This window comes from Cryobacterium sp. TMT2-14 (assembly GCF_004402465.1).
In the GTDB taxonomy this organism is placed as follows: domain Bacteria; phylum Actinomycetota; class Actinomycetes; order Actinomycetales; family Microbacteriaceae; genus Cryobacterium; species Cryobacterium sandaracinum.
In genome coordinates, this window is record NZ_SOFV01000009.1 from 223,857 (window position 1) to 243,038 (window position 19,182).

At 67.9% G+C, this 19,182-nt stretch carries 18 protein-coding genes; all 18 read left to right on the forward strand.

The annotated features are described in order from the left end of the window. Positions 1-65 precede the first annotated feature (65 nt). The 18 genes from rsmH (at position 66) to E3O28_RS03680 (ending at position 19,147) form a co-directional block, all read left to right on the forward strand. Complete coding sequence (gene rsmH, locus E3O28_RS03595) at positions 66-1,019, forward strand: 16S rRNA (cytosine(1402)-N(4))-methyltransferase RsmH (protein ID WP_134415194.1); 954 nt, start codon at positions 66-68, stop codon at positions 1,017-1,019. Then, complete coding sequence (locus E3O28_RS03600; protein ID WP_104099526.1) at positions 1,016-1,618, forward strand: hypothetical protein; 603 nt, start codon at positions 1,016-1,018, stop codon at positions 1,616-1,618. The genes rsmH and E3O28_RS03600 overlap by 4 nt, the downstream gene beginning before the upstream one ends. 107 nt (positions 1,619-1,725) lie before the next feature. Continuing rightward, the gene (locus E3O28_RS03605; protein ID WP_241972993.1) at positions 1,726-3,504 is read left to right on the forward strand and encodes a penicillin-binding protein 2; all 1,779 of its coding nucleotides are present in this window, start codon (positions 1,726-1,728) and stop codon (positions 3,502-3,504) included. A 13-nt stretch (positions 3,505-3,517) separates the two neighbouring features. Next, entirely contained in the window at positions 3,518-5,062 is a 1,545-nt protein-coding gene (locus E3O28_RS03610) for a UDP-N-acetylmuramoyl-L-alanyl-D-glutamate--2,6-diaminopimelate ligase (RefSeq protein ID WP_134415195.1), read from the forward strand. Next, on the forward strand, positions 5,063-6,475 hold the full coding sequence (murF, locus tag E3O28_RS03615) for a UDP-N-acetylmuramoyl-tripeptide--D-alanyl-D-alanine ligase (protein WP_134415196.1): 1,413 nt from the start codon (positions 5,063-5,065) through the stop codon (positions 6,473-6,475). After that, positions 6,472-7,563, forward strand: coding sequence for a phospho-N-acetylmuramoyl-pentapeptide-transferase (mraY, locus tag E3O28_RS03620; RefSeq protein ID WP_134343348.1), 1,092 nt, complete (start codon positions 6,472-6,474; stop codon positions 7,561-7,563). Before murF ends, mraY begins: the two co-directional genes overlap by 4 nt. Beyond that, positions 7,563-9,119 carry a UDP-N-acetylmuramoyl-L-alanine--D-glutamate ligase gene (murD, locus tag E3O28_RS03625; protein ID WP_241972994.1) on the forward strand — a complete coding sequence of 519 codons (1,557 nt, stop codon included), beginning with the start codon at positions 7,563-7,565 and terminating at the stop codon, positions 9,117-9,119. The genes mraY and murD overlap by 1 nt, the downstream gene beginning before the upstream one ends. Then, a complete protein-coding gene (gene ftsW, locus E3O28_RS03630) occupies positions 9,088-10,326 on the forward strand; it encodes a putative lipid II flippase FtsW (protein ID WP_134415198.1) in 1,239 nt (412 codons plus the stop codon). Before murD ends, ftsW begins: the two co-directional genes overlap by 32 nt. Next, entirely contained in the window at positions 10,326-11,396 is a 1,071-nt protein-coding gene (locus E3O28_RS03635) for a UDP-N-acetylglucosamine--N-acetylmuramyl-(pentapeptide) pyrophosphoryl-undecaprenol N-acetylglucosamine transferase (protein WP_134415199.1), read from the forward strand. The genes ftsW and E3O28_RS03635 overlap by 1 nt, the downstream gene beginning before the upstream one ends. Before the next feature lie 104 nt (positions 11,397-11,500). Further along, the gene (gene murC, locus E3O28_RS03640) at positions 11,501-12,898 is read left to right on the forward strand and encodes a UDP-N-acetylmuramate--L-alanine ligase (RefSeq protein WP_104099519.1); all 1,398 of its coding nucleotides are present in this window, start codon (positions 11,501-11,503) and stop codon (positions 12,896-12,898) included. Between the two features lie 13 nt (positions 12,899-12,911). Continuing rightward, positions 12,912-13,961, forward strand: coding sequence for an FtsQ-type POTRA domain-containing protein (locus E3O28_RS03645; RefSeq protein ID WP_134415200.1), 1,050 nt, complete (start codon positions 12,912-12,914; stop codon positions 13,959-13,961). A gap of 141 nt (positions 13,962-14,102) precedes the next feature. After that, positions 14,103-15,287, forward strand: coding sequence for a cell division protein FtsZ (ftsZ, locus tag E3O28_RS03650; RefSeq protein ID WP_104099517.1), 1,185 nt, complete (start codon positions 14,103-14,105; stop codon positions 15,285-15,287). Between the two features lie 34 nt (positions 15,288-15,321). After that, complete coding sequence (locus tag E3O28_RS03655) at positions 15,322-16,017, forward strand: YggS family pyridoxal phosphate-dependent enzyme (RefSeq protein ID WP_104194790.1); 696 nt, start codon at positions 15,322-15,324, stop codon at positions 16,015-16,017. Positions 16,018-16,052: 35 nt separating this feature from the next. Then, positions 16,053-16,619 (forward strand): cell division protein SepF, encoded by a 567-nt coding sequence (gene sepF, locus E3O28_RS03660; protein WP_104099515.1) that lies wholly within the window; start codon positions 16,053-16,055, stop codon positions 16,617-16,619. A gap of 8 nt (positions 16,620-16,627) precedes the next feature. After that, a complete protein-coding gene (locus E3O28_RS03665; protein ID WP_104099514.1) occupies positions 16,628-16,924 on the forward strand; it encodes a YggT family protein in 297 nt (98 codons plus the stop codon). A gap of 144 nt (positions 16,925-17,068) precedes the next feature. Further along, a complete protein-coding gene (locus tag E3O28_RS03670; RefSeq protein WP_104099513.1) occupies positions 17,069-17,671 on the forward strand; it encodes a DivIVA domain-containing protein in 603 nt (200 codons plus the stop codon). Continuing rightward, positions 17,661-18,218, forward strand: a complete 558-nt coding sequence (gene lspA, locus E3O28_RS03675; protein WP_241972995.1) for a signal peptidase II — start codon at positions 17,661-17,663, stop codon at positions 18,216-18,218. The genes E3O28_RS03670 and lspA overlap by 11 nt, the downstream gene beginning before the upstream one ends. A gap of 8 nt (positions 18,219-18,226) precedes the next feature. After that, on the forward strand, positions 18,227-19,147 hold the full coding sequence (locus E3O28_RS03680) for an RluA family pseudouridine synthase (RefSeq protein WP_104099511.1): 921 nt from the start codon (positions 18,227-18,229) through the stop codon (positions 19,145-19,147). Positions 19,148-19,182: the final 35 nt, after the last annotated feature.

The following is a 19,182-nucleotide window of genomic DNA, read 5'->3' on the forward strand; positions in this document are numbered from 1 at the left end:
TGACACACTTCCCCGGTGGCAGAGACGAATGGATGGGGATCAGGAATCAGGAACCACCCGGGACTATGGCCATCAACGATATCCACACCCCAGTTCTGCTCGACCGCTGCGTCGAGCTGCTCGCACCGGCACTGGAACGACCCGGCGCCGTGCTCGTCGACGCCACTCTCGGCATGGGCGGGCACGCCGAGGCGTTCCTGCAGCGGTTCCCCGGGCTCGTCCTGGTCGGACTCGACCGGGATCTCGACGCCCTCGCGATCGCCGAGGAGCGGCTGAAGCCGTTCCGCGACCGGGTTCACCTCGTGCACACCGTCTACGACGGTATTCAGGACGCGCTGGCCGGCCTCGGCATCCGCGAGGTGTCCGGCGTGCTTTTCGACCTCGGCGTGTCCTCGCTCCAGCTCGACCGGGTCGAGCGTGGTTTCTCCTACTCCAAGGACGCGCCGCTGGACATGCGCATGGACAACACCAGCGACCTAACGGCCGAGCGCATCGTGGCCACGTACAGCGAGCAGGAGCTGCGCCGGATCTTCCACGAGTACGGCGAGGAGAAGCTGGCGGCACGCTACGCCAAGGCCATCGTCGAGGCCAGGGAGACCACCCCGTTCGTGCGGTCGGCCCAGCTGGTCTCCGTGATCACCGCCGTTACACCGGTTGTTGTTCAGCGCGCCGGACACCCCGCGAAGCGGGTCTTCCAGGCGCTGCGCATCGAGGTCAACCAGGAACTCGCCGTGCTCGAGCGCGCCATTCCCGCAGCGCTCGATTCGGTCGCGGTCGGTGGGCGCATCGTCGCCATGGCCTACCAGTCCCTCGAGGACCGGATCGTGAAGAAGTCCCTGGCAAAGGCATCCGGCTCCACCGCCCCTGCCGGATTGCCGATCGAACTTCCCGAACACAAACCACTGTTCAAGCTTGTGATCCGAGGGGCCGAATTGGCCTCGGACGAAGAAAAGGCGAGAAACCCGCGCGCAACGCCGGTTCGCCTTCGCGCCGCCGAGCGACTGAGGAGAGCCGCATGAGTGACAACCTCGCACGCGCACCACGACCCAACTGGGAGAGCACCCCCGACACCGCTTCGGTGCCGGAGCCTCGCCACATCGAGATCGTCTCGCCGCGCAGCCAGCGTCACGCGCGTCCGAAGATCGTCTACGCCCTCTCGGCCGTCACCGGCGTGGCTGCCATCGTGCTCGCCCAGCTGCTGCTGAGCGTCGGGATCTCCCAGTCCGCCTACGAGGTGTCCCGGCTGCAGGCCAGCCAGGTCGAACTCGGGCGCACGGCGGAGAGCGTCACCGAGGACCTCGTGCGGGTCTCGTCCCCGCAGAGCCTGGCCGCGAACGCGGAAGCACTCGGCATGGTCAGCAACTCCAACCCGGTGTACCTCCGCCTGTCCGACGCCGCCGTTCTCGGAGCGCCCGCCTCCGCCAGCGGAAGCTCGGCCGGTACGGCGAGCCTGGTGCCCAACTCGCTCCTCGTCGGCGTACCTTTGGTCACGGAACTGCCGCAGACCACCGGTCAGGGAGCCAGCCTCGGCGGTTCACAGGCCGAGGTCCCCGCGGCGGTCGCCCCGGTTGCCCCGGCAGCCGAACCCAACGCTCTGCCGACGCCCACGACCCGCTAGCCCGCCCCGGTTCGCCCGTCTCGCGAGGGACGTCCCGCCCGCCTCCCGTTAGTTTCGTTCCCAGAACGCGCCCAACCCGCGGCCCCGGCCGCAGTAAGGAATCGCAGGTGGCGAGCAGCTCCCGGTCCAGCAGGCGGCGCAGTGCCGCGACGATCCTGATCCTGCTCGTGTTCGTGGCCGTATTCGTGGTCAGGCTCGTCGACATCCAGGTCGTGCGCGCCGAGACGCTCAGCGCCGACTCGCTGGGCAACCGGTCGGTCGAGCAGCCCGTCTACGGAGCCCGCGGAGACATCGTCGACACGAACGGGGTTGTCCTGGCCGGCACGGTCATGCGGTACGACATCACCCTGTCTCCGCGGAACGCCGCGGAATTCGACCGCACCACCGACGATGGGGACGTGACCGTGACGGTCGCGCAGGCGGCCGCGGAGGTGGGCGCCCTCACCGGGCAGACCGGCGACGAGATCCTCCAGATCATCTCCGGCTCCCTGGCCGCCGACAAGGACTCCGACTACGCCGTCGTCGTGCGGGCCGTGGACGTCTCGGTGTTCCGGGCCATCGACAAGCTCGACATCCCGTGGATGTACGCCGAGAAGAACCCGGGCCGGGTCTACCCGGATGGCGCCGTGGCCGGCAACCTGGTCGGATTCGTCTCCTCCGGGGGAGAGGCTCAGGCCGGCATCGAGCTCGGGCAGGACGCCTGCCTCGCGAGCACCAACGGCACGGAGACCTATGAGAAGGGAGCGGATGGCGTGCGCCTGCCCCAGAGCACCGTCACCACGGTCCGGGCCAAGGACGGCGGCGACGTCGTCACGACCATCGACTCCGACCTGCAGTGGTTCGTGCAGCAGGTGCTGGCCGAACAGGCCGTCGCCACAGGCGCGGCCTGGGGCAACGTGGTGGTGCAGGAGGTGAAGACCGGGAAGCTCGTCGCGGTCGCCGACTACCCGTCGGTCGACCCCAACAACGTCAACGGCACCCCCGACGCTGAGGACCGCGGCTCCCGGGCCTTCACCGCCCCCTTCGAGCCCGGTTCTACGTACAAGGCGCTAACCACGGCATCCGTTCTCGACGCGGGGGCCGCCACCCCGCTGAGCCGGGTCGTCGCGCCCTACCGGTACCTGCCGCCCAACGGTGCCAACGTGAACGATAGCTCAAACCACGCCGACCTGAACCTCACCCTCACGGGCGTGATGATCGAGTCTTCGAACACGGGCATGTCGAAGTTCGGCGAGTTGATCAGTGACCAGCAGCGCTACGACTATATGAGTAAGTTCGGTGTGGGCTCGGCCTCGGAGTCCGGTTTCCTCGCCGAGGAATCCGGCACCCTGCGCCCCTTCGAAGATTGGGACAACCAGACCAAGTACGCGACCATGTTCGGTCAGGGGCTCACCACCACGGCCATCCAGGTCTCCAGTATCTACCAGACCCTGGCCAACAACGGCGTGCGGATGCCCGTGCAACTGGTCGCAGGCTGCCGCCACGCTGACGGCAGCATGACCGACGTGCCCGAAGCGGTCGGTACCCCGGTCGTGTCGGCCGCCGCCGCCCGGGAGACCGCAGACATCCTCGAGATGGTCTACCAGAAGGCCTGGCTGGCCAGGACGTGGGAGATTCCGGGCTACCGGGTGGGCGCGAAGACCGGGACGGCGCAGATGCCCGATGGTCGGGGTGGGTACACCAAGGGGTACCTGGTGTCGGTCTCCGGCTTCGCTCCGGGCGACGATCCGCAGTATGTCGTTTCGGTCAGCCTCGCCGACCCTGTTAAACTGAACTCTTCCGCGGCATCTGCTCCGATCTTTCAAGAGGTCATGAGTCAGGTGCTGAAGAAGTACCGGGCAGTCCCCTCGGGCGCCACCGCGCCTGCCCTTCCCGGTACCTGGTAAGAAAGCGAGCCCCGTGACCGAATTGGCACCCTCGGCTCTCCGTCCTCAGCATCCGGTCCCCAGATCGTTGTCGGGACTGGTCGATGAATTCGAACTGTATGTGCACGGCGATGTCGATGGCCTCGAGGTCACCGGCGTGAGCCTGAGCTCCCGAACCGTTCAGCCCGGAGACCTCTATGTCGGCGTTCCCGGGCGCGCGAGTCATGGCGCGTCCTACGCCGCCGGCGCCCGCGAGTCCGGTGCGGTCGCGATTTTGACCGATGAGGCCGGGGCGGTGCTGGCCGCCGACGGCGGCCTGCCGATCCTGGTGACCCCGGACGCGCGCGCCGCGCTCGGTGCCGTCGCCGCCTGGATCTACCGCACCGACGCCAATCCGGCCACGCTCTTCTCCGTCACCGGCACCAACGGCAAGACCAGCGTGGTCTATCTCCTCTTCGCCCTGCTCAACCAACTGGGCGTCGTGGCCGGCCTCACTTCGACGGCCGAGCGCCGCATCGGCGACCTCGCCGTGGTGAGCTCGCTGACGACCCCGGAGGCAACCGAGCTGCACGCCCTCCTCTCCCGCATGCGAGAGGCCGAGGTGCGCGCCGTTGCGATCGAGGTGTCCGCCCAGGCGCTGACCCGCCACCGCGTGGACGGGCTCGTCTTCGACGTCGCCGGGTTCACGAATCTGAGTCACGACCACCTCGACGACTACGCGGGCCTCGACGAGTACTTCCAGGCCAAACTCGAGCTGTTCCAGCCCGACCGCTCCCGGCGGGGCGTCATCACGGTCGACTCCGACTGGGGCCGCCGGATCGTCGACGAGTGCCGCATCCCCGTCACCACCCTGAGCAGCAACCCGGACGTCGCCGCCGACTGGCACATGTCCATCGTCTCCGAGAGCGCGCTGTACACCGAGTTCCTGCTCGAGGGCCCCGAAGGGCGCCGCCTGCAGACCCGGGTTCCCCTGGTCGGCTGGTTCATGGCCGCCAACGCCGCCCTGGCCATCCTGATGCTGGTCGAATCCGGCTACGACCTCGAGGCGATCGCCCATTCCCTCGATCGTGACGGCGGAATCGACGTCTACATCCCCGGGCGCGCCGAGCGCATCTCCGGGGACACGGGACCGCTCGTCTACATCGACTACGGGCACAGCCCGGACGCGTTCCTGAACACCCTCGCCGCCATCCGTAAGTTCACTCCCGGCCGACTGATCATGGTCTTCGGCGCCGACGGCGACCGCGACACCACGAAACGGGCGGACATGGGGGCGATCGCTGCCCGCGGGGCGGATGTCGTCGTGATCACCGACTTCCACCCTCGGTTCGAGGACCCCGCGGCCATTCGTGCCACTCTGCTCGCTGCCGCACGGGAGGCCGTGCCCGGCGGAGAGTTCCATGAGGTGCCCGACCCCCGGACGGCGTTCCGGACGGCGCTGTCCCTAGCGAAAGAAGGCGACGCGATCTTGTATGCGGGACCCGGCCATGAAAATTACCACGAGGTTGCCGGCGTGAAGATTCCGTACTCCGCCCGGGACGATTCCCGCCAGGCGCTGCGCGATGCGGGGTGGCTGTAGATGATCGCCCTGACCCTGGGCCAGATCGCCTTGGCCGTCGACGGCACGCTCCACCTGGACGGAACCTCTCGGAGCATCGACTCCGTGACCGACGGAATGGTGCACACCGACTCGCGCGACACCGTTCCCGGCTCCATCTTCGTGGCCAAGCCCGGTGCGGTGACTGACGGCCACCTCTTCGCCCCGGCCGCCGTCGAACGCGGCGCCACCCTGCTGATCGTCGAACGACACCTTGATCTCCCCGTGGCGCAGATCGTCGTGCCGGACACCGTGCTCGCCCTCGGCGCCCTCGCCACCGACGTCGTGGCCCGCGTGCGGGAAGCCGGCAACCTCAAGATCGTCGCCGTCACCGGATCCAACGGCAAGACCACGACGAAGAACCTGCTCCGCGCCGTGCTCGAGCGCGTCGGCCCGACCGTCGCGGCCCGCGCATCTTTCAACAACGAGGTCGGCGCGCCGCTGACCATGCTCGAACTGACCCGCGACACCCGTTTCCTGGTGGCGGAGATGGGTGCGAGCGGCGTCGGAGAGATCGCCCGGCTCATCCGGATGGCCCGTCCCGACATCGGGATCGTGCTCAAGGTCGGCCTCGCCCATGCCGGCGAATTCGGAGGCATCGAAGCCACGGTCCGCGCGAAGACCGAAATGGTCACCGAACTGCTGGCGACGGATGTCGCCGTGCTGAATACCGACGACCCGCGCGTCGCCGGTATGGCCGCCTCCACCCGGGCCCGGATCGTCTGGTTCGGCCAGTACGGCGACGAGGGAGTGCGCGCGACCGCGGTGCACGCCTCCGCGTCCGGAACGACGTTCACGCTGCACCTGGCCTCGGGCCAGTCCCGCCCGGTGGCGTTTCAGGTGCTCGGCGAACACCATGTCATGAACGCTCTGGCCGCCGCCGCCGCCGCCGAGATCCTGGGAGTCGCGATCGACGACATCGTCTCCGCCCTCGAATCCGTGCAGACCGCCGAACGTTGGCGCATGCAGGTCATGGGCGGCCGGGACGGGGTGACCGTCATCAACGACGCCTACAACGCCAGCCCGGACTCCATGACGGCGGCGCTCAAGACCCTCGCTCAGATCGGTGTTCCCGGCCGGCGCACCATCGCGGTTCTCGGCGAGATGAGCGAGCTGGGCGAACTGGCTGGTGAGGAGCACGACCGCGTCGGGCTGCTCGCCGTGCGCCTCAACATCTCCCAGCTCATCGTGGTCGGGCGCGGCGCGCGGCGCATGCACATCAGCACCATCAACGAGGGATCCTGGGACGGGGAGTCGGCCTTCGTCGAGAATGCCGACGAGGCCTTCGACCTGCTCTGCGCCACAGTGCAACCGGGGGACACCGTGCTGGTGAAATCCTCCAATTCCGCCGGCCTGAGATTTTTGGGCGACCGTCTGGGAGAGTGGTTCTCGTGAGAGCACTTTTGATGGCCGGAGCCTTCTCCCTCGTCTTCACCCTGTCGCTGACGCCGCTGTTCATCCGGCTGTTCAAGAAGCTGGGCTGGGGACAGTTCATCCGCGACGACGGCCCGCAGAGCCACCACGCCAAGCGCGGCACGGCCACCATGGGGGGCATCATCATCATCCTCGGCGCCCTGGTCAGCTATTTCTCGGCGATGTGGTTGACCGGGTCCCCGGTCACGGCGTCGCCGCTGCTGGTGCTGTTCATGATGGTGGGCCTCGGCATGGTCGGCTTCGTCGACGACTTCCTGAAAACGCGGAACCAGCGCAGCCTCGGGCTCGGCGGCTGGGCCAAGATCACCGGCCAGGTTCTCGTGGCCGGCACGTTCGCCATCCTGGCCATCCAGTTTCCGAACGCCAACGGCGTCACGCCGGCGTCGACTAAAATCTCGTTCCTGCGAGATCTGCCGCTGGACTTCATGCAATTGGGCAGCATCATCGGCATCTCCCTGTTCGTGCTGTGGATCTGTCTGATCGTGACGGCCACGTCCAACGGCGTCAACGTCACCGACGGCCTCGACGGGCTCGCCACCGGGTCGTCGATCCTGTCGATCGGCGCGTTCATCGTGATCGGCTTCTGGCAGTCCAACCAGGCCCGCTTCGGGGGAGCGGACATCGCCGACCTCTACCGCGCCTACGACGTTCGGGACCCGCTCGACCTGGCCATCGTCTCCGCGGCCATCGTCGGCGGCCTGATCGGCTTCCTCTGGTGGAACACCTCGCCGGCCAAGATCTTCCTGGGCGACACCGGTTCGCTCGGCATCGGCGGCGCCCTCGCCGCCCTGGCCATCCTGAGCCGCACCGAACTGCTGCTCGTGCTGATCGGCGGCCTGTTCGTGATCGAGGCCGGATCGGTGATCGTGCAGCGCGCCTACTTCAAGGTGACCCGCGGCCAGCGCATCTTCCTGATGAGCCCCATCCATCACCACTTCGAGCTCAAGGGCTGGGCCGAGGTCACCGTGGTGGTGCGTTTCTGGATCATCGGCGGGCTGTTCGTGGCCGCCGGCGTCGGCACCTTCTACCTCGAATGGCTGGCCAGCTAGTGGCTGGTCGCCACGCCGATGAGGTCGGGCCCGCTGGGGCTGACGCCGCGCGCCTCGACGGGTTGACCAGCTGGCACTCCGACTGGTCCGGCCTCCGTGTCGCCGTGCTCGGTCTGGGCGTCACCGGCTTCGCAGCCGCCGACACCCTCGTCGAACTGGGCGCGGATGTGCTCGTCGTGGCGGGGGACGCTCCTGCCGACACCATCCGCCTGCTCGACGTGATCGGGGCGGGACTGGTGCAGGCCGCGCCGGGCGTCGTTCCGCATGAACTGACCCGGCACCGGCCGGAGGTTCTGATCGCCTCGCCCGGCTACCACCCCGACCACGCTCTGCTGCTCTGGGCCGCTCGGGCCGGGGTACCGGTCTGGGGAGACATCGAGCTGGCCTGGCGCCTGCGGGACAAGGTCGGGCCCGCGGCCGAGTGGATCCTCGTCACCGGCACCAACGGCAAGACCACCACCGTGCAGCTGACGGCCACCATGCTCGCCGCCGCCGGCCTGCGCGTCGCACCCTGCGGCAACATCGGTGTGCCCGTCCTCGACGCCGTGCGCGACCCGCAGGGCTGGGACGTGCTCGTGGTCGAACTCTCCAGCTACCAGCTTCACCACCTGCCCCGCACCGGTCCCGGCGCCCTCGTGCCGTTCTCCAGCGTCTGCCTCAACATCGCCGACGACCACCTCGACTGGCACGGTTCGGCCGAGGCGTACCGCGATGCGAAAGCCACCGTCTACGCCAATACCCAGGTGGCCTGCGTCTACAACAAGGCGGATGCCGCGACCATCCGTATGGTCGAGGACGCCGACGTGCAGGAGGGTGCCCGGGCCATCGGCTTCGGCCTCGGCGCCCCCGGGCCCAGCGACTTCGGCATCGTCGAGGGCATCCTTTGCGACCGCGCGTTCCACGAGGACCGGTTCGAGACCGCCATCGAGATCACCACCGCGCCGGAACTCCGGGCCCACGGGCTCAGCGCGCCGCACCTGCTCGCTGACATCCTCGCTGCCAGCGCTCTGGCCCGGTCCTTCGGCGTCGCGCCCGGCGTCATCCACGACGCCCTGGAGGGTTTCCGCCTCGACGCGCACCGGATCGAGATCGTTGCCGAGTTTGCCGGCATCCGCTGGATCGACGACTCGAAGGCCACCAACCCGCATGCGGCGGATGCTTCGCTCACCGCTTTCGAGACCGTCGTCTGGCTGGTCGGCGGCCTGCTCAAGGACGTCGATGTCGATGACCTGGTAGCCCGGCACGTCGGCCACCTGCGCGGGGCCGTGATCATCGGAGCCGACCGCTCCGTGTTACGGGACGCATTCGCGCGACACGCGCCGGAGCTGCCGGTGTTCGAGATCGACGCCGACGACACTGGTCAGGTGATGCCCGGGGCGGTCCGCCTCGCGGCCGGTCTCGCAGAAACCGGCGACGTCGTGCTGCTGGCCCCGGCCGCGGCGTCTATGGACCAGTTCACCGACTACGCCCAGCGGGGCCGGTTGTTCGCAGAAGCCGTACGGGACCACCTGGGAGGTGAGGCGGATGAAGACTCCGCCTCGAACCCCGGCGCCTAGGCAGGCCGCGCCCGTCGCCTCCACCCGAATTCATTTCGGCCGGGTGTTCAAGGCCGAGTCCGCGAGCTATTTCCTGCTGCTCGGCACGACCCTGTTCCTCGTCGTGTTCGGCCTGGTCATGGTGCTGTCGTCTTCCTCGGTCGACTCCTACCTGGAGAACACCGGCTTCTTCGGCACCGTCCTGCGCCAGGGGGGATTCGCGCTGATCGGCGTTCCGGTGATGCTGATGATCAGCCACCTGCCGCTGAAGTTCTGGCGGCGTGTGGCGTGGCCGTTGCTCATCGTCGCCTGTCTCCTGCAATGCCTGGTCGTGTTCACGCCGCTGGGCGTCGAGGTGGCCGGCAACACCAACTGGCTGTCGGTCGGCGGAGTCCAGTTCCAGCCCTCCGAGGCGATCAAACTCGCCCTCGTCGTCTGGCTGGGCATGATCCTGTCGCAGAAGGAGAAACGGCTCGACGACTGGCGCCACGTGTACATTCCGGTTTTCGGCGTGGGCGGCGGCGCCGTGCTGCTCGTGCTCATCGGCGGTGACCTCGGAACCGTCCTGATCATGGCCGGTATCCTCTTCGGAGCCCTGTTCTTCGCCGGCGTTCGACTGCGCCTCCTGGCAGTGCCTCTCGGCGCCGGGGTCGTGCTCGCGGTTCTGATGGCATTGACGAGCACGAACCGGATGACGCGCATCCTGAGCTTCATGGGAGCCGGCTGCGAAGAGCTCGACGGCCCCATCTCGGCACCCTGCTGGCAGCCGCTGCACGGCACCTGGGCACTCGCTAACGGCGGGATCTTCGGCGTCGGGCTCGGCAACTCCAAAGCCAAGTGGTCCTGGCTGCCCGCGGCCGACAACGACTACATCTTCGCCATCGTCGGCGAGGAACTCGGACTGATCGGGGCCATCGTCGTCCTATTCATGTTCATCCTGCTGGCCTTCGCGTTCCTGCGCATCATGCGCACCAGTACGAGCCTGCAGGCCCGCGTGTCGACGGCCGCCGTGCTCGTCTGGCTGATCGGCCAGGCTTTCGTCAACATCGGCGTGGTCCTGGGCGTGTTCCCGGTGCTGGGTGTTCCGCTCCCGTTGGTGTCCGCCGGCGGCACCGCCCTGCTCACGACCCTCGGTGCGATCGGCATCGTGCTCTCATTCACCCGGGGCGACCACGCGGAGCCGCCACGACGCACCGCCATGTCGACCGACACGTCAGGAGCCCGATAGTGACCACCTATCTGCTGGCCGGGGGCGGAACCGCCGGCCACGTGAACCCGTTGCTGGCCGTCGCCGACACCATCATGAGCCGGGAACCGGATGCGACAGTCATCGTTCTCGGCACCAGGGAGGGCCTCGAGGCCCGCCTGGTGCCGGCCCGCGGCTACGAGCTCGTCTTCGTTCCCCGACTGCCTTTCCCACGCCGGCCGAACCGACAGGCCCTCTCCTTTTTGCCACGGCTGAACCGTGCCATTGGCGACGTGGCCGATCTGATCCGGTTCCGCACGGTCGACGTCGTCGTCGGGTTCGGCGGCTACGTCTCGACCCCGGCCTACTTCGCGGCACGCCGGGCGGGGGTGCCGATCGTCATCCACGAGGCCAATTTCCGGGCCGGGCTGGCCAACCGGCTCGGCGCCTGGTTCACCCGCCATGTCGCGGTGGCCTTTCCCGGCACCCGGATCCGCCACCCGACCGTCGTCGGGATGCCGCTGCGATTCGAGATCGCCGAGCTTGACCGGGCTCAGGCGCGCCCGGAGGCCTTGGCGTTCTTCGGCCTCGACGCCGACCGCCCCACCCTGCTGGTCACCGGCGGATCCCTGGGCGCTCGGCGCCTGAACAACACCATCGCTTCCTCGGCTCCCGGTCTGATCAGGGCCGGCTGGCAGGTGCTGCACATCACCGGTGAGAAGTCGGAGGTGACAGACCCAGGTCTGCACCACTACCGCCTGATCTCCTACTGCGACCGGATGGACCTGGCGCTGTCCGCGGCGGACTTCGCGGTGTCCCGGGCCGGCGCCGGAACCGTGTGCGAACTCAGCGCCCTCGGCATCCCGGCCGTCTACGTGCCGTACCCCGTCGGCAACGGCGAGCAGCGCTTCAACGCGGCGGACGTCGTGGGCGCCGGCGGCGGGATCCTCGTCGACGATGCGGACTTCGTGCCGAACTGGGTGCAGCGCGAGCTCGTTCCCGTGCTCACCGACCGGGAGCGCGTGCGCCGGATGGGCGTCGCGGCGGCATCCGTCGGGGGACTCGACGGCTCGGTGCGAATGACCGACTTCATCCACGCCGCCCTCGCCTGATCACAGCGGCTAACGTTGTTCCAGCACCAGAACACCAGCACCGAACGCACACCAGCACCGAACGCACACCAGCATTCGTCTCCGACTGAGAAGAGCCAGCAACCGTGATCAAGCCCGACCTGAACCTCACCATTCCCCGTGACCTCGGCACGGTGCATTTCGTGGGCATCGGCGGCTCCGGGATGAGTGGGATCGCACGGTTGTTCCTCGCCGCCGGGCATACCGTGACCGGCTCGGATGTGCGCGAGTCCGACAACGTGCTCGCCCTGCGCGAGCTGGGAGCCCACATCGCGATCGGCCACGCCGCTGAGAATGTCGGCGAAGCCGACAGCCTCGTCGTCACGGGGGCACTCTGGCAGGACAACCCGGAATACGTGCTGGCGAACGAACGCGGCCTCCCCGTGCTGCACCGCTCCCAGGCGCTTGCCTGGCTGATCGAGAAGCACCGCCTCGTGGCCGTCGCGGGCGCCCACGGCAAGACCACCTCGACCGGCATGATCGTGACCGGCCTGCTCGGCCTGGGAACGCATCCCAGCTTCGTCAATGGCGGTGTGATCGAATCGCTCGGCGTGTCGGCCGGCGCGGGCACCGACGACCTCTTCGTGGTCGAAGCCGACGAGTCGGACGGCTCGTTCCTGCTCTACAACACGGCCGTCGCCCTGGTCACCAACGTCGACCCTGACCACCTCGACCACTACGGTTCGCTCGAGGCCTTCGAGGCCGCGTTCGTCGAATTCGCACAGAACGCGACCGAGTTCGTGGTCATCTCCTCCGACGACGCCGGCGCGGTCAGCGTGACGGGCAAGCTCGCCGGCAAACGGGTCATCACCTTCGGCGAGGACGCCGCGGCCGACGTGCGCGTGCACTCGGTCGTCACCGACGGACCGGTACGTTTCGGCGTGGCCTGGGCCGGAAGCGATTACTTCGCCACCCTCCGAATCCCAGGTCGGCACAACGCCATCAACGCCGCCGGCGCCTTCGCGGTGCTCGTCGGCCTCGGTTTCGCCCCGGAGGCGTCCCTGGCCGCCATCTCGGGTTTTGGCGGCACCGAGCGCCGCTTCGAATTGCACGGCACCGTGGGTGGGGTCAGCGTCTACGACGACTACGCCCACCACCCCACCGAGGTGGCCGCGGCGTTGTCCGCCGCCCGCACGGTGGTCGGCCGCGGCCGGATCATCGCCGTGCATCAGCCGCACCTCTACAGCCGCACTCGGCTGTTCGCCCAGGAATTCGCCCAGACGCTTGAGGAGAAGGCGGACCAGACCGTCGTCCTCGGCGTGTACGGCGCCCGAGAAGACCCGGAGCCCGGCGTGACCGGCGCCCTCGTTTCCGAACGGTTCACGGATGCCGGCAAGGTCGTCTACGTGCCCGACTGGCAGGAGGCCGCCGACTACGTCGCCTCGATCGCCCGGGACGGCGACTTCGTCGTCACCCTCGGCTGCGGCGACGTCTACCGGATCGTTCCCCAGCTGCTCGCCTCGCTCACGCAGGCGCGCGGATGACCCGCCGACGATCATGAAGCGGCCCGAGGGCTACGACCGCCCGCCGGCAGGCGCTGAGCGGGCCGCCGGGCCGAAGACGACCGCCGCGAAGAGCGCCGGCGCGAAGCCTGCCGCAGCGAAGACAGCCCGTCCCAAGCCGGGAGGACGCCAGTCGAGCGGTCACAGCGACCACACGAACACCGAGCCGATCACGCTTCCCGCCGCCGACACGATCGCATCCGTGTCCCGGCTGCGGGCGCCGGACTCTTCCCCTTCGTCCGCGCCCGCACCCACGGAGCCCCGCGACTCTGCGCTGACTCCGGCCGGGGCCAGACGCAAGCTCCGGGCCGCCCGTCGTGCCCGCAAACTCTATGAACGGGAGGAGGTGCGCCGCTTCACCTGGCGCTCCCGTCGGCGGCGCAACGTCTGGCTGGCGGCGCTCGGCACCCTGGCCGCGCTCGTCGCTTTCGTGCTCGTCGGCACCTTCTCGCCCCTGATGGCGCTTCGCTCCATTGAGGTCGTCGGGGCGAACCGGGTGCCCTCCGAGAAGATCCGATCGGCCCTCGACGACCAGCTGGGCACGCCGTTGCCGCTCGTGGACTTCGACGCGGTGCAAAAGGAGCTGTCCGCCTTCACCCTGATCCAGAGCTACGTCACCGAGAGCCGCCCGCCGAACACCCTCGTCGTGCGCGTCGTCGAGAGGGAGCCCGTCGGCGCCCTCGTGACCGAGTCCGGGTTCGACCTGGTCGACGCGGCCGGGGTAGTGATCCAGAGCAGCGCGGAGCGCCCCGCCGGGTACGCCACGATCGATGCGCGGGCCGGGGTCGGCAGTGCCGGCTTCCGGGCGGCGGCTGCCGTGATCGCGGCCCTGCCGGCAGACATCCGTTCCACCCTCGACACCGTCACCGCCGCCACCACGGACGACGTCACCCTCACGCTCGTCGGCGGCGCGCGCGTTGTGTGGGGGAGTGCGGAGAAGTCGGACTTCAAGGCGGTCGTGCTCGCGGCCCTGATCGTGAGCCACCCGGTCGGCAGCGTCGGCGAGTACGACGTTTCCTCCCCGGATAGCGCCGTTCTCCGCTGAGATCTTGGTTGGATCTTCGCGACACGCGGGCGCGCCTCCCCGAGCCTGTTCGGCTGGCGCATAACTTTCTAAGCAGGAATTGCATACTCAGCATAACTTTAAACTTCGACAAGAGGTTTAGGGTTCCACCGGAGGCCGGACGTGTCAACAACAAATCAGAACTACCTCGCAGTCATCAAGGTTGTTGGAATCGGTGGCGGCGGTGTCAACGCCGTCAACCGCATGATCGAGCTCGGCCTCCGCGGAGTCGAGTTCATCGCCATCAACACGGATGCCCAGGCGCTGTTGATGAGCGATGCCGACGTCAAACTCGACGTGGGCCGCGATCTCACCCGCGGCCTGGGCGCCGGCGCCGACCCTGAGGTCGGCCGCCGCGCCGCCGAGGATCACGCCGAAGAAATCGAAGAGGCTCTGGCCGGCGCGGACATGGTCTTCGTCACGGCCGGCGAGGGTGGTGGAACGGGCACCGGCGGTGCGCCGGTCGTCGCCCGCATCGCCAAGTCCATCGGCGCGCTCACCATCGGTGTCGTCACCAAACCCTTCGGCTTCGAGGGCAAGCGCCGCCAGGCTCAGGCCGAGGCCGGCGTCGCCTCCCTCAAGAACGAGGTCGACACCCTCATCGTCGTGCCGAACGACCGCCTGCTGGAGATCAGCGACCGCGGAATCAGCATGCTCGAGGCCTTCGCCACGGCTGACCAGGTGCTCCTGGCCGGCGTGCAGGGCATCACCGACCTGATCACCACCCCCGGTCTGATCAACCTCGACTTCGCCGACGTCAAGTCGGTCATGCAGGGTGCCGGCTCCGCGCTGATGGGTATCGGCTCGTCCCGCGGCGCGGACCGAGCCATCAAGGCGGCCGAACTCGCCGTTGCGTCCCCGCTGCTCGAGGCCTCGATCGACGGCGCCCATGGCGTGCTGCTCTCGATCCAGGGTGGCTCCAACCTCGGAATTTTCGAGATCAACGACGCCGCTCGCCTCGTGCAGGAAGCCGTGCACCCGGAAGCCAACATCATCTTCGGTGCCGTCATCGACGACACCCTGGGTGACGAGGTGCGGGTTACCGTCATCGCTGCCGGATTCGACGGCGGTGAGCCCGGTGCCAAGGCGGTCGAGGTGCGCCGCGCAGACCTGGTCGCCGCCGGTGTCGCGGTCGGCGCGGGCGTGGGCACGGCGGGTGCTGCGGCGGTCGGCGCGACCGACTCGGCTCCCTACACGGATGCCGCGGCCTCGTCGGTCTGGTCCGGCGTCGAGCCCGGTGCGGCAGTGGCCGACCCGGCCTTCGAGGAAGACCCGGACGACTTGGACATCCCGGACTTCCTCAAGTAGTGCCGCAGGCAGCGAGAATGCCGATGGCAACCAGATGAGTGAGTCGGTCAGGCCTGGGGCCGGTGGCCTCGCGGAACGGTTGACCGCCGTTCAGGGTGGGATCGTCGCCGCGGCTGCCGCCGCCGGGCGCGACCCGGCGGAGCTCACCACGATCGTCGTGACCAAGTTCCAGCCCGTCTCGCTCCTCCAGGAACTTGCCGCCCTCGGCGTGCGCAACTTCGGGGAAAGCCGCCACCAGGAAGCCCAGGCCAAGGCCGCCGAGCTCCTCCAGCTCGACCTCACCTGGCATTTCGTGGGCCAGGTGCAGGGGAAGAAGGCCCGGCAGGTGCGGGCCTACGCCGACGTCATCCACTCCGTGGATCGAGCATCACTGGTCGATGCATTGGCGTCGGAGGATTCGGTCGTCGACTGCTTCGTGCAGGTGAACCTCACGGATGACCCGTCTCGCGGCGGAGTCGCTCCGGGGGAGCTGCCCAAGCTCGTCGAGCACGTGCTCTCCACGGCCGGACTGCGGCTGATCGGGCTGATGGCGGTGGCCCCGCTCGGTGCCGAACCGCGCCCGTCCTTCGCCCGGGTTCGCGAACTGGGCGAGCAGATTCAGCAGTTCGCGCCGAACGCGAAATCCTTGTCCATGGGCATGTCCCAGGACTACGCGGAGGCGATCATCGAAGGGGCGACACACCTTCGAATTGGCACAGCAATCACCGGGAATCGCCCGGTATCCGGTTAATCTGGACAAGAAGAATCACCAACACGGAGGTCGAGATGTCCAACCCGCTCAAGAAAACCATGGTTTACCTGGGTCTGGCAGACGAGGAACTCGAGTACGAGGCGCCCACTGCTGCGCCCGCATCGACGGCCACTCACTCGACGGCGACCGGCGCTGCGGCATCGAAGTCCGCTGCTCCCCACTCCGCCCCGAATTCCTCGCACGCCGCGTCGTCCGCGTCGTCGTCACACACCGCCGGCGCACCCGCCTCGGCCGGTCGCGCATCGGTGACACCGCTGCGCAAGACCTCCGCTCCGAAGAATGTGGCTGCCTCAGACATGAATGAAATCCTCACCGTCCACCCGCGTCAGTATAAGGACGCTCAGGTGATCGCGGAGTCCTTCCGCGATGGAATCCCGGTCATCATCAACCTGTCTCAGATGAGCGACGCCGATGCGCGCCGCCTGATCGACTTCGCCAGCGGACTGTCCCAGGGTCTGTACGGGAAGATCGAGCGCGTCACGGCGAAGGTCTTCCTGCTTTCCCCGTCCCACGTTGTCGTGTCCGGCGACAATGCCGCGGAGGACTCCGATGCCGAGGCGTCCTTCTTCGCGCAGTCGTAGTTACCGCCGTGTTTGCCGTCAGCCTGATCGGTGCGATCGCCTACTACGCCCTCCTGCTCTACTTCTTCGTGATGTGGGGTCGGTTCATCATCGACCTCGTACGCAGTGTCAACCGGTCTTGGCGGCCGCAGGGCCCCCTGCTCGTCGTGATCGAGTTGGCCTATTCCCTGACCGACCCGCCGATCAAGTTCTTCCGCCGGCTCCTGCCGCCGCTTCGGGTCGGCCCGATCGCCTTCGACTTCGGCTGGAGCATCACCATGCTCTGCGTCATCGTCGGCATGTCGATCACCGGGCTCATGCGCTGACCGATACCTCGCGCCCCGGACTGGGCATGTATTCTTGTCCGACGGCGTGCCGGGCTGACGCGGTCCGACTACGCGTCGGACCTTGATAGCGTTAGTTGAACGCAAACACAATGTTCGCAACTCGAGTTTTAAGGGTGGAAAGCCATGGCGCTAACTCCGGAAGATGTAGTCAACAAGCGGTTCCAGTCGACTAAGTTCCGCGAAGGATACGATCAGGACGAGGTCGATGACTTCCTCGACGAGGTCGTCGTTGAACTTCGCCGACTGACTGCGGAAAACGAGGAGCTCAAGGCTCGCGTCAGCTCTGGCGGCGCAGCGGAGGTCGCACCGGCGCCCGAGGCCGTCGCGGAGCCCGTCGTGGCTCCCGCCGTCGTGGCCGCACCGGTTGTCGCCGGGCCCATCGACGAGACCGCCGGCACGACTAACCTTCTCCAGCTGGCTCGTCGCCTGCACGAGGAGCATGTCAAGGAGGGTGCCGAGAAGCGCGATGCACTTATCGCCGAAGGCCACGCCACCGCAGCCCGTCTCGTCGCCGAGGCCGAAGCCAAGCAGCGCGCGCAACTCAGCATTCTCGACCAGGAGCGCTCCGTCCTCGAGACCAAGATCGACGATCTGCGCACCTTCGAGCGCGAGTACCGCCAGAAGCTGAAGAGCTACATCGAGACCCAGCTGCGCGACCTCGACGCCACTTCGCCGGTCGAGTCGAGCAACGCTTCGAAGTCGAGCTTCCAGAGCTTTGGCGCCTAAGGTTCGAACGAAGAAGCGCCCCGGTGCGTTGATCCTCCTGGCCGTCGTGGCCCTGGGGATTTACGCTCTGGATCAAATCAGTAAGTACCTCATCGTCAGCAGACTGACCGAGGGTGACATCGTCCGGGTTCTGGGAGACGTGCTGCAAATGCACTTCGTCCGGAATCCGGGCGCTGCCTTTTCCCTGGCAGCCGGCATGACGTGGATCTTCTCGATCATCGCCGTGGCCGTGGTGGTGCTCATCGTCTGGTTCGCCGGGCGCATCCGCTCTTTGGCCTGGTCTGTCGTCTTCGGGCTCCTGCTCGGCGGCGTGCTCGGCAACCTGACCGACCGGCTGCTGAGGGAGCCGTCCTACGGCCTCGGTCACGTGATCGACTTCATTTCCACGCCCTGGCTGATCCCCGCCATCTACAACGTGGCGGACATGGCGATCGTGTCGAGCATGATCATCTTCATGTATCTGACCATTCGCGGAATCGGCCTCGACGGTCGCCGCACCGACGCCTCGGACCCGTCCGAATCCACCCCCACCCAGATAGCATCCTGATTCTCGCCATGGAAACACGCTCCCTTCCTCTTCCGGACGGACTCGCCGGAGTCCGCGTCGACGCCGGCATCGCCAAGCTCTTCGGCTTCTCGCGCAGCTTCGCGGCCGAAGTCTGCGAGGCCGGCGGAGTCACGTTGGACGGGGTCGTGGCCGGTAAATCCGACCGGTTGCACGGCGGTGCGTGGCTGGAGGTGTCCTGGCAGCCCAAGGAGGCCCTGGCGATCGTGCCCATCCCAGTGCCGGATCTCACGATCGTGCACGACGACGAGAGCATCGTGGTCATCAACAAGCCGTCCGGGGTGGCCGCGCATCCGAGTGTGGGCTGGACCGGTCCCACCGTGGTCGGCGCGCTCTCCGCGGCCGGCTACCGCATCGCCACCTCCGGGGCCAGCGAGCGGGCCGGGATCGTGCACCGCCTCGACGTGGGTACCAGCGGTCTGATGGTCGTCGCCAAGTCGGAGACCGCGTACACGGCGCTCAAGCGCGCCTTCCACGACCGCGAGGTCGAGAAGATCTACCACTCCGTCGTTCAGGGTCACCCCGATCCGAGCACGGGCACGATCGACGCGCCGATCGGGCGCCACCCGCGGTCGGACTGGAAGTTCGCGGTCATCGCCGGCGGCAAGGATTCCGTCACGCACTACGAGACGCTCGAGGCCTTCCCCTCGGCGTCACTGGTGGAGGTGCACCTGGAGACGGGGCGCACACATCAGATCCGGGTGCACATGGCCGCCCAGCGACATCCGTGCGTGGGTGACGCCATGTACGGCGCGGATCCCTCGATCACGGCGCGCCTCGGCCTGACCCGCCAGTGGCTGCACGCCAAGCAGCTGGCGTTCCACCACCCGGACACTCGGGAGTGGGTCACCTTCACCACCGACTACCCGGCCGACCTCGCGCACGCCCTCGACGTGCTGCGCGACGCCTGACGCGTAGCGCCCAATTACAACACCTCGGAGCCGTT